This is a genomic window from Cetobacterium sp. (assembly GCF_051653945.1).
Lineage (GTDB): Bacteria > Fusobacteriota > Fusobacteriia > Fusobacteriales > Fusobacteriaceae > Cetobacterium_A.
In genome coordinates this window covers 1-10308 of the sequence record NZ_JBOFXD010000053.1, presented here as the reverse complement: position 1 = coordinate 10308, position 10308 = coordinate 1, and the positions used below count along the sequence as shown (strand labels likewise).

At 28.1% G+C, this 10308-nt stretch carries 13 protein-coding genes and 1 pseudogene; 2 read left to right on the top strand and 12 right to left on the bottom strand.

What is annotated here, in order from left to right:
• Positions 1–116: 116 nt before the first annotated feature.
• The 3 genes from ACRC8M_RS05585 to ACRC8M_RS05575 all read right to left on the bottom strand — a co-directional run bounded on the left by ACRC8M_RS05585 (position 117) and on the right by ACRC8M_RS05575 (position 2113).
• Entirely contained in the window at positions 117–407 is a 291-nt protein-coding gene (locus ACRC8M_RS05585; protein WP_438528252.1) for a hypothetical protein, read from the bottom strand.
• A gap of 18 nt (positions 408–425) precedes the next feature.
• A complete protein-coding gene (locus ACRC8M_RS05580) occupies positions 426–932 on the bottom strand; it encodes a hypothetical protein (RefSeq protein WP_438528251.1) in 507 nt (168 codons plus the stop codon).
• Positions 933–1159: 227 nt separating this feature from the next.
• Complete coding sequence (locus ACRC8M_RS05575; protein WP_438528250.1) at positions 1160–2113, bottom strand: tyrosine-type recombinase/integrase; 954 nt, start codon at positions 2111–2113, stop codon at positions 1160–1162.
• A gap of 291 nt (positions 2114–2404) precedes the next feature.
• On the opposite strand from ACRC8M_RS05575, the gene ACRC8M_RS05570 reads away from it, so the two are divergent.
• Positions 2405–2566 carry a hypothetical protein gene (locus ACRC8M_RS05570; protein ID WP_438528249.1) on the top strand — a complete coding sequence of 54 codons (162 nt, stop codon included), beginning with the start codon at positions 2405–2407 and terminating at the stop codon, positions 2564–2566.
• A gap of 283 nt (positions 2567–2849) precedes the next feature.
• A complete protein-coding gene (locus ACRC8M_RS05565; protein ID WP_438528248.1) occupies positions 2850–3221 on the top strand; it encodes a hypothetical protein in 372 nt (123 codons plus the stop codon).
• A gap of 340 nt (positions 3222–3561) precedes the next feature.
• Here ACRC8M_RS05565 and ACRC8M_RS05560 read toward each other — a convergent pair whose 3' ends face one another.
• The 9 genes and pseudogenes from ACRC8M_RS05560 to ACRC8M_RS05520 form a co-directional block, all read right to left on the bottom strand.
• A complete protein-coding gene (locus ACRC8M_RS05560) occupies positions 3562–4695 on the bottom strand; it encodes a hypothetical protein (RefSeq protein WP_438528247.1) in 1134 nt (377 codons plus the stop codon).
• A complete protein-coding gene (locus tag ACRC8M_RS05555) occupies positions 4682–5329 on the bottom strand; it encodes a phage tail protein (RefSeq protein WP_257163755.1) in 648 nt (215 codons plus the stop codon). Before ACRC8M_RS05555 ends, ACRC8M_RS05560 begins: the two co-directional genes overlap by 14 nt.
• 5 nt (positions 5330–5334) lie before the next feature.
• Complete coding sequence (locus ACRC8M_RS05550; protein WP_438528246.1) at positions 5335–6420, bottom strand: baseplate J/gp47 family protein; 1086 nt, start codon at positions 6418–6420, stop codon at positions 5335–5337.
• Positions 6413–6688 carry a hypothetical protein gene (locus tag ACRC8M_RS05545; RefSeq protein ID WP_257163757.1) on the bottom strand — a complete coding sequence of 92 codons (276 nt, stop codon included), beginning with the start codon at positions 6686–6688 and terminating at the stop codon, positions 6413–6415. The genes ACRC8M_RS05550 and ACRC8M_RS05545 overlap by 8 nt, the downstream gene beginning before the upstream one ends.
• Positions 6682–7284, bottom strand: a complete 603-nt coding sequence (locus ACRC8M_RS05540; protein WP_257163758.1) for a phage tail protein — start codon at positions 7282–7284, stop codon at positions 6682–6684. The genes ACRC8M_RS05545 and ACRC8M_RS05540 overlap by 7 nt, the downstream gene beginning before the upstream one ends.
• A 16-nt stretch (positions 7285–7300) precedes the next feature.
• Complete coding sequence (locus ACRC8M_RS05535) at positions 7301–7846, bottom strand: hypothetical protein (protein WP_438528245.1); 546 nt, start codon at positions 7844–7846, stop codon at positions 7301–7303.
• A complete protein-coding gene (locus ACRC8M_RS05530; RefSeq protein ID WP_438528244.1) occupies positions 7847–8857 on the bottom strand; it encodes a phage late control D family protein in 1011 nt (336 codons plus the stop codon).
• Positions 8848–9060, bottom strand: coding sequence for a tail protein X (locus ACRC8M_RS05525; protein WP_438528243.1), 213 nt, complete (start codon positions 9058–9060; stop codon positions 8848–8850). Before ACRC8M_RS05525 ends, ACRC8M_RS05530 begins: the two co-directional genes overlap by 10 nt.
• A pseudogene (locus ACRC8M_RS05520) lies at positions 9038–10308 on the bottom strand (hypothetical protein); the annotation flags it as partial. The gene ACRC8M_RS05525 and the pseudogene ACRC8M_RS05520, both read right to left, overlap by 23 nt.

Genomic DNA, 10308 nt, shown 5'->3' with positions numbered 1-10308 from the left:
TTTCCATCTCTTCCCCCCTTCCTAAAATTTAAACAAATCTCTTATTGAATCAGCTTTTCTAAATACCTTTAATTCTATTAATTTTTTCTTATAATTAAATGGATCTATTTTTATTTCTAATCCTTGTCCTTCAATCTTTGCTCCAAACCCAAATCTAACATTAATTTTTCTTTTCTCTGACTCAATTGATTATTTGATATAAGATTTTTATCTCCTCTATAATTCTCATCTCTTAACCCTTTTTCAAACGCATCTAAATGATCAGCTATTGCTAAAGCTAGTTTTTTAGGTATTTTTTCCCCAACCTTTCTACCTATCAAGTGAGTCTTTGCAACTGGTATAAATGTTCCAATTAAAACTCCTAATCCTATAAAAATGACTTCTTTATGTTCTATTAAAAACTCCATAAAATTATACCTCCTATTTTATATTAAAGTTATTTTTGATATCCAATTTATTCTAAATTCAACATTTTTAATTTCTTTATCTATTTCACTAGTATCAAAATTATATTTTATTCTTTTTTCTCTTTGCTCATTTAAATCTATAAATTTATCTTCCAATCTTCTAATTTCATTAAGCACATCTTCCTGAGTAGCTCCTTCTTCCCAATTGTTAGTTTGTTTATTCCATATTTTTTTCAACAAATCTTCAGGAGCTTCTACAATAATAATTTGATTGTTTTCAACATATTCTCCATCAATTAATAATTCTAGCTTATCATCTAATAAAATTAATTCTTCTCTAGTTTTTTCTCTAATTTGACTGTCTACAATAATTGGGTTTTGGAATTCTATTTCAGATGCTAAGTGATTTTCAATGTTCCAATCTGGATAAAAAATAGATGGATTACTTTTAAAAGTTTCGTAATCTTTTACTTGCGGTTTTGCTATTAAGTTTAATGTATTAATGTTATAAACATATATAATCATATGGTTCTCCTTGTAATTTTATTTTTATTTTTTCTAATTTTTTATATTGGGTAAATTATCGAATTTAGTTAAAACTTTGAGATTGATACACCTTATAAAGCTAGTAAATTGGTAAAAACTATAGACAATTTATCTAGGTACTCAGTTTTAAAAACCTAGTAAAATCAAGGGTTTATGTATCTAAAAAAAGTTAAAATTTTGTATAAATTCGATAATTTATTGAAATTTTAAAGCCCTTTTTCTCTTCTAATTTGAAGTATTTTACTTCTATTTTCTGCTCCCGTACGAGCTTTTATGTAGTGATCCTTTGTAACTTTAGTATCATTGTGATGTGCATATTCAGCAGCAAAATTTATATCAGAAAGATTACTTAATAAATTTATTGCTGTTTTACGCAATGTATGAGGATAAAGCTTATCATATCCAATCAACTGCCCTATCTTCTTTATTCTAGCTCTTATAGTACTCTGTTGCATTTGTACATAGCTTTCTTTACTCTTTGTTATAAACAAGTAATCAGAAGCTATATTCTTGCTCTCTCTATAGTCTAACCATTCTCTTAATATTTTTTCAGTATTATCTAAGAAAATAATATCTACAATTTTATTTCCCTTCTCTTTTACATCTTTAAAGTATCCGTTTCTAATATCTAATTGAGATAATTTTAAGTTAGATATTGCTGATATTCTAGCAGCACTCTCCAGGAATAATTCCCACAATAGTCTTGATTGAATATCAAACCTTTTAGAGTTATGCTCCATTAAAATCCTAGCTTTTATTATATCTTCTATATTTAAAAAGTAACTCTCTCTTCTCTTATCAAAAGCTCCATTTTTTAATCTATCAAGTTTATGTTGAAATGGATGATACTTGATTAGATCTCTTTTTACACACCATATATAAAAACTACTAATGGCTGTAAGTTTATTGTTAATTGTTTGGTTATTGTTCCCTCTGTCTCTACAGTTATTTATATATCTTTCTAAAATACTCACACAATTTTTTATTGTTGCTTCAGATAACAATAATTTATTCCCTTCATGTTCCTTTAAATAGCTTAAATAGTCTATCATTCTACTCTTATACATTTTATATGTCGTATTCATTGTCTCATAATTTCTAGCCTTATTAGAATCTAAATACATCTCATAGACTTCCATATTCTTCTCGTTGTAATTCATTATTGTTCCTCCTAAAATTTAAAATAATTATATTTTAAGAGTTTTATTGACTTTTTGATACAACTATTGTAGACTACACACAAGTTCCCCGACTTTAAAGCCTTTCACTATTGAAGTGAGGGCTTTTTTTATTTAGAAAAATTAAAGAATTTAATAAACTTAGTTGATTATATAATTGAAACAGGGCAAACTAACGGGTGGTACTGGACTAAGTTTAAAAGTGGAAAAATAACTCAAATGAAGGAGTATGTTCCTCAATCACAATATGAAACTATTGAATTGGGAATACCCATGATTAATCCTACGATATCCATATTTGGTCTTGGTAAAGCAATTCAAAACTTTAATGTAATTGGAGTTAACTCCAGTGCAAATGTAATATATGCTAAATTTGAAGGCTCTCAACTCGGTTCATCTTATGTTCGGGTAATAGCCAGAAACTATCACACTTAAAAATCTTATTAAAGTTATTAATTAAAGAATTTAGTTGAAATTGGCTCAAATTCTAATGGTACTTATCGTAAGTGGGCTGACGGAACTTTAGAGTGCTGGGCTTCGGAAAAAAGATCCGCGATAACACCTTCTTATAGCACTTTTAATTTTCCATATCAGTTTAAATATTCAGGAAGAACATCTGTAGTTTGTTTAGCTACAGATGTTGGGGATGGTGCATATTCGTACGGGTGTGCTGCAATTAGTGGGACTCAATATCGATTATATGGAGAAAAACCAACAGTTGGAACTGAATCTGGTATGGCTCATTTATATTTTAAAGGAGTCTGGAAGTAAAATAAAATTAAAGAATTTAGGTAGTGCTTGGTATCATCAAAATATTTTTTCCACAACTTATCCAGAGAATTGGGACGCATCATGTTCTCTTATAAAGATAGGAAATCTTGTTTTATGCTGTATTGTTGGCAGAGTAGATATGATTAATGGAAAATCAAGTAAAGTTTCTATACCGTTAAATTTTAGACCCTCTTCTGACAAACTAACAAATGTAAATGGAATAGCTCAAATAATAGTATATAAAGATGGAGTCATAAGAATATCAGGTATGTCAAATACAGCTAATATAGTTACTCTTACGTACGCATATTCCTTATAATAAGCTCGATAATTTTTGCTAAAAAAGTATTCTGTAATTATAGATAAAGTTGTAATTTATAAACCTTGATTTCTCCTTGTGCACCTGTACCTTCTCGACTCCATCGCCATACAGCACCGTCATAAGTTACATTAATAGTTCCTTGGAATATATTCATTTTACACGAAGTTATCAATCTACTGGATGGTATTATAATTGTTTTTGAGTCAAATATTTCTTTTTCACCACCTGAAGTAGCTGTAGCTAAGTAGACATCTCCAGGTTGTGCAGTATTGTCGGTATAATTTGAAAGACTCGGCGAAAGAATATATTTCTTAAATATAGTTAAATTCTTTAATTTTTAAACAAAATAAAAAATATCTAAAGAATTTGTAGAACCACTTTGTAAAATTTCTAATTCTATACGATTTCCAGTGGTTCCAACAAAACGTATTTTAGCAAGACCATTAGAGTATTCTCTAGGAATAACTGTTATTACGTTATCTGGAAGGATATGACTTGGTAGTGTATACCAATAACTTCCTTGAGATAAAGTTAAGAAGCCAGTTTTAAAGACTTTTATTTTATCTTCTAGTTGAAGCGTTAAATTCTTTAATTTACCCAAAAGTGATTTATTAGAAAGCGGCTCAAAAAACTCTGCATCAGCGTAATTTAATCTAGTATCACTTAAACATTCATATATATATTTATTCTGAGTACAATAGTAAGCCCAACCTGCTTTCTTCAAGTCTGAAGTATTTAAAATTCCACCATAATCTTCTACTCCTAATATCTTAGCCATATTTTTACCATCCTCTATAGCTAATGCTAATATATCTTGATTCAATCTTTCCCAGGTAACTTCTTTAAATTTATCATCTATCTCTCCTGTTCCATTCCATACCCTATTTCCACCAATATTTTTATAATACTTTCCATCATTAGCTTTATAGACTTTATTTTCCTGGAGTGATCCCATATTTAATAATTCACCAGAGTAAAGTAATCCTGTTTGAGAAAAAATCTCTTTAGCATGCTCAAGTGTTAAGAACACTCTACTTTCATTTATTGTCATAACTGCATCAACTGAGTCAGATAATTCCATATATATATTCAAGTCTATAATTAAAGTTGCTCCAAGTGAATTATCTGGTATAACATCTGATTCTAAAGCTAATGTATATGCATACAGTACCTCTTCATTCGTTCCCTTTAGTTTTGCAAAAATACCAAGTTCTTCGGCCCTAAAAGATTCTAATAAATTCTCATTTGTTAATCTAGCAGTTACAACTGCCATAGCACCTTCATTCCTTATATTTATTAATTCTAAACTTATTTTTTCATTAACCAAATCAGTTACTTCTCTCTGATTTCCCTCAAACCTTCCACTTCCAAATTTAACAGCACTTACTTCAAATTCCCCTTGTCCTGCCATCACTTTTGCAAGTAATTGTCTACCTCTATTCGTTATTGTATGACCTCTATAAATTGCCATTTTTCCCTCCAATTACAACTGTTTGAATTTCTCTAATTGATATTGATTTTTTTAAATCTATTTTTTCAATAAACACATCCATTTTGGCAGGAATTATCTTTTGTTTTATATATTGTTCCTTATAAATATGTGTTGTCATAATACTATTATTTTCTGATTCAAATATCAACTTAGACAAAATTTGTGATTTTTTCTTTGAACTTTCTATAAATTCAACAGTTTTAAATATATTTTCCTTTATTGATCCATTTAATTTTAAATTAAATGTTCCTGGAGTTGAATTTGTTTTATACCACTCTTCAACTTTTGCATCCTTATAAAAGATATTTGCTGCTTCTTCTACAGCTAACGTGGTTCCTTTATAAAAATGATTTATATATGCATTTTTATACATAATATCTTTTTCCTCTTTAGAAAAAGATACATCATAATAATCAATATGCAGCTCTTTTTTTAATATTTCTAATTCAACCTCATCCATATCTTCAACTCTGTCAAAATGAACAAGTTTTTTCAATTGGCTTATTAAATATTTTTGTATTAATTTATCTGTAACTATTAAAACATCTTCATATTTTTCTTTTGCTAAATTTGGAGCTATTGTTAAAAGTACGTTATCAAATATAGTTTTCATTATACCTATTCTGCCCCCATATAATTTAAAGTTATTGAATTACAAATAACTAAACTTATTTTTGTAGCCTCTGATGCTATTAAAGGACTTTTTATATCACACCTCTTTATTCCATCGTTTTTTAAAATTTGAATTATATCTTGTGGATTAAATCCCTCTCCTATTTTCAAACTATTAAAATAATCATTTAATTTTAATAATAAAGACTTCTTTATTTCATCAGAAGGTCTTGTTTCATAGGAATATAAATAGTAGTCTATTTCTAAATTAATTTGATTAAAAATTGGATCTTTAATATTTACTAAATCATTTAATGGTAATCTATCTTTTTCTGTTAAGTACGTTTTTATAGCTTCTTTCTCTTCATCACTAATTTTTTCACCTTTTCCATAAACATAGATATCTAAAACATTGGGACTTGGAGTTTCTATTTTAACTTGAGTTACTTTAGAACTTACTTGCTTTGTCCAATATATATAAGAGCCTTCACTTCCTGCACTCGTAAAAGATTCTGGAAGCTCTTCTAGTCTAGTTCTATAATTATCATCATTTTCTTCATTTCCACCATTTGAGACATCTTGTGGATTTATACAAGACTCATAATAATCATACCTATCTACAATTTGAGTTATTTCTCCTGCTAATATCTCTCCAATATCTCCCGGCTTTTCAGCTTGTGCTAAAACACTTGTTTCTATCTCTCCTGGATTTATTCTTCCTTCTTCTAATGAAATAAATATATTTTCTCCATGTATAAATCTTGTTCCTTTTTTTATATAAACAATTCTATTTACTATTTGTGAAATAGAACATTTCATAATTACCTTTGCATATGAAGCTTCTAATCTTTTTGCCCTTGTTCCAAATATCTTTGCTTTCATATCTAATCTTTGCCCTCTAGCAAAGGCTGTATAATTTTGTAAAGCTATATCATTTGCTCCATAAAGAATATCTCCAAGAACCATTGCTATAGTTGAATAAATATGTGCTTTTTCATCTGCAGGCGAAAGTCTTTCTCCACAAACAGCTTCATGTATTTCAATTGCATCTTTGTATATCTCTTGCGCATCTCCTTCTATTAATTTAAGCATCTTTTTCTACCTCTACTTTTAATATTGTTTTATCACCTTCTGTTTCTATATTTACACCTTTTAATTTTAATTCTGGAATATATTTTTTTAATTGCGAATCTAAATCTTGGGTTACTACTGAAGGTATTTTATTTACTTGCATATCTATTATCGAAGAACTAAGTCCTAAATCTCTAAAGAGTGGAACAGTTCCTTTTTTTGTATTTAAAATTACCCATACCCTTCTTAAACTTATATCTTTTGGCTCTTCATTACTTTTAATTACCATAATCTCACCTTTGATAATTGTTCTAAAACCTTTCCATTAATTGATGCGGCAACTTTTCTTTCTAGAGGTACAACACCTTTTTGTTGTACTTGTAACTCTTTAGGTTTATTTATTTTTTCCACATATTCTTCAAATGAAACATCTAATTCTACTACTATCGGAGTTCCTATTTTATCCGTTTTAGTAACCTTTTCACTATATTTTGTAAGCATAAAAGTATTTTCTCCAATTTTCTTTCCGGATAATACTAATGGAAAATGATGTCCTTCATTAACATATTTTGTTAATCTTTCTCTTGCTTGTCCTATATTAGTTAAAGTTGATACTAGCTTTATTCCAAAAGAAACATTTATTAATTCTCTTCCTTGAAATTCAATTACATCTGGATTATTTATTAATTGATGTCTTTTTATTTTTGCAGCACGATCTATTTTATAATCATTTGGAGATAGTATAGCTAGTGATGAAACCTGAAAAATTATTTTTCCAAAAGAACCTATACTATTTAATTGGGTATACCAATCTACCGAATCAAGATAATTACCTATTTCATCTTTAGCTATATCTGTTAAAGCGTTTGTTATCATTTCGGTCATTGTTCTCTCTCCTTTCCTATTGTTTTAAAAAATCTGTTGCATATATTATAAATTTAGACTTCATAAGGCCTAGTATGTCTATTAAAGCTGATTTTATAGATATATTCTCTTCTCCATCAATAGAAATATTTTTTCCCTTTAATTTAATATTATCTTTAGCTTCAATTAAAAAGTTATCACATAAAAAATCTATATTTTTTGAATCTACAGTTATCTTTGCTTCAGATAAAATTGAAATACTTTTTTCCTTTCGATCTAAACAAATATAGTTTCCTTCACAATCAAATATTATTTTATCTTTAGTTCCATCTGAAGAATTCTTTTTTGAATAAAATCCCGCTATTACAAATCCTGTATCGGTATTATCTTCAAAGAATACAACTAAGACTGGAGTATTTACATCTGGTAAGTGATACGATGTTTTTCCAAAGCTTAATAATGTTGTCACCTGTAAATCTTCAGTTATAACACCACCATATTCCAATAACTTAACCTTTACTGTATAATCTTCTTCATTTACACTATGAACTTCTCCTATTGCTCCTTTTAATAAACTAAACATTTATTTCTCCCATATTTTATATGCCTGTATTTTTACATTTAAATCTGGCAATTTTTTTGTTGTTTTCTTTATCATATATCTACCACTAAAAATTCCTGCATTAATAACTTCTATTACATCTCCAGAGTATAGATCTATTTTATCTACAATAGTTGTACTCAAAGTTACTCTTCCTCTATTCTCTTTAAACAATCTAACTTTTGCTAATTTTTTTAAATCAGAACTTTTACTTCTTGCATTAATTTTTAAAGTTTTCTCCCTAACTTTTCCTGGTATTTCAATTCCAAAATCTTTTAAAGAATATTCTGCTCTTTCTTCATCAAGCCACTTACTTCTTTTATATTTTATTTCTACTCTTGTATATAAATTTTTTGTTTCTTCATCTATAGAGTATGTTACATTATTTAAATTTAACTTATATTTAGGTTCTTTCTTTTCATATTCTTCAATATCAAACATTATTAATTTGTCTACATTTATCTTAAAATTGAACCCTTCTTCTTCAGCTATTTTTTTTAAAAAAGATAAATCTGCTTCATTTTCTTGTTTTATATCTTTTAAAAGTGGATTATCTTTAGAATTAAAATATGCTGAAATTTTGTATTTATTAGCAAATTCTTCATTTAAACTTTTTAAAGATATCTCTCCCCATATCTTTGTATTTACCTCATCTTGGCTATCTCCTCCTGGAATAGACATAGCCCTAAATGTTCCTCTTTCATTATCAAAACTTCTAGTATCAATGTAATAAATTCCTAATGGATATATTTTTATCCCTTCTTCTACTGAATTCCAATTTTGGGTCCATAATTCAAACTGTACCTTTTCTCCATTACAAAGTTCATTTTCTTTACTTAGTAATCTATTATTATTATTTTTTAAAACAAACTCTATACTATCAATTATTCCAGATAAATTATCCGTTATTGTTAAAGAGCTGAGTTCATTACTCAGCTCAACCTCTTTATCAATGTATTTTAATTTTATTCCTGCTCTTCTTGTTAAAACCATTCTGGAGTACTTCCTTTATTTTCAATTTCTATTTGTGGTATAACTAAAGCTACCTCTTCTGGAAAAGAAACTAATTTTAAGAACTCGTAATTTGCACTTTTTAGCTGTTCTATGTAATCAGTTGACCCATAAACCTTAAAAGAAATTAAATCCCATGTATCACCCTTTTGGGTTATATAACTAGATAGCTGTTCTAATTGCATCTTGAACTCTCCTTTCTAGCTCTTTATTATTTTGTTCTATCATTTTTTTAAAATTTTCATACATTTCTTGTAACATTTCTTGCGGCAACATAGAAGTTGTTGGAGGAAAATTAAATTCATAGTTACTTCCTTCAATCGTCACTTTTATTTCTTTATTATTGTTAGTATAACTATTACTACTATTATCCTGTTCCTTTGTACTTCTTAAACTACTTAAAAGATTTCCACCAAAAGATTGATTTTCTTCTGCAGTTAAAACTCTTTCACCTTTATGGAGTTCTGCAATATATCCATCGCGAGGAACATAATCTAATCCTGTTCTGTGACTTCCATCTATTTTAGGGTCTACTCCAATATTTAACTTCTTTAGCAATGTTCCTACTATTGGAATTTCTCCTATTTTTGTTCCCACATTTTTTATTTTATCTAAAATCAAATCAAATTGTTGTGGTATAAAAGCAAATAATCCTAAGAAGACATTTTTTAAATTTTCTATTAATCCAACAGAACTATCCCAAGAATCATAAAATATTTTAGCTAAAGATATTACATTTCCTATTGGTGTAAACAATAGGAAAAAGGTTTCTCCTATCTGCCATGCTGCACTTCCAACAGCTTTTAAAGTTTCCCAAATTCCTAAAAAATTCTCCTTTATTCCACCAAATTTATGGAATAAATATATTAGTCCTACTATTGCAGCTCCTATCCACACTATTGGGCCGCCTAATGTTAAAAGAGTGCTTCCTAATCCTGTTATAATTCCTATTATCTTTCCTATTAGTAATGGAATTAATTTTAATCCTGCAAAAGCTCCTATAAAGATTAAAATATTATCTATCCCAATAACATCATTTAACCACTCTAACCCTTGAGCTATCTTAGTAAATGTCCAAGCTGCTATATATGATGTCATTAATAATACTTTTCCTACTCTCTTGAAAAATTCAATCATTGTAGGATCTGTTAAAATATTTTTTAAAGACTCGAAACCAGGGCCTAAAACATTTTTAAACATAGTTTTTATTTTTTGAACTTTCTCAAAAATATTTTGCCAAAACTGATTTATTGGTTTATCTGATAACTCTCCTCTCAAAACAAGACCAAACTCTGAAACATACTCTGTTGCTCTTCTTATATTTTTAAGCATACTTTCTGTAAAAATTAATTTTCCAATAGCCATTCTTACACTATCTACTGCAGAATCAAATAGAACTTTTGCTCCACTTGCACCTTCAAGCATAGTTTTTT

Bases quoted from the DNA above. Each gene is read 5' to 3' on its own strand.
- ACRC8M_RS05585 (WP_438528252.1), bottom strand. From the start codon at position 407: ATGGAGTTTTTAATAGAACATAAAGAAGTCATTTTTATAGGATTAGGA.
- ACRC8M_RS05580 (WP_438528251.1), bottom strand. From the start codon at position 932: ATGATTATATATGTTTATAACATTAATACATTAAACTTAATAGCAAAA.
- ACRC8M_RS05575 (WP_438528250.1), bottom strand. From the start codon at position 2,113: ATGAATTACAACGAGAAGAATATGGAAGTCTATGAGATGTATTTAGAT.
- ACRC8M_RS05570 (WP_438528249.1), top strand. From the start codon at position 2,405: ATGATTAATCCTACGATATCCATATTTGGTCTTGGTAAAGCAATTCAA.
- ACRC8M_RS05560 (WP_438528247.1), bottom strand. From the start codon at position 4,695: ATGGCAATTTATAGAGGTCATACAATAACGAATAGAGGTAGACAATTA.
- ACRC8M_RS05555 (WP_257163755.1), bottom strand. From the start codon at position 5,329: ATGAAAACTATATTTGATAACGTACTTTTAACAATAGCTCCAAATTTA.
- ACRC8M_RS05550 (WP_438528246.1), bottom strand. From the start codon at position 6,420: ATGCTTAAATTAATAGAAGGAGATGCGCAAGAGATATACAAAGATGCA.
- ACRC8M_RS05545 (WP_257163757.1), bottom strand. From the start codon at position 6,688: ATGGTAATTAAAAGTAATGAAGAGCCAAAAGATATAAGTTTAAGAAGG.
- ACRC8M_RS05540 (WP_257163758.1), bottom strand. From the start codon at position 7,284: ATGACCGAAATGATAACAAACGCTTTAACAGATATAGCTAAAGATGAA.
- ACRC8M_RS05535 (WP_438528245.1), bottom strand. From the start codon at position 7,846: ATGTTTAGTTTATTAAAAGGAGCAATAGGAGAAGTTCATAGTGTAAAT.
- ACRC8M_RS05530 (WP_438528244.1), bottom strand. From the start codon at position 8,857: ATGGTTTTAACAAGAAGAGCAGGAATAAAATTAAAATACATTGATAAA.
- ACRC8M_RS05525 (WP_438528243.1), bottom strand. From the start codon at position 9,060: ATGCAATTAGAACAGCTATCTAGTTATATAACCCAAAAGGGTGATACA.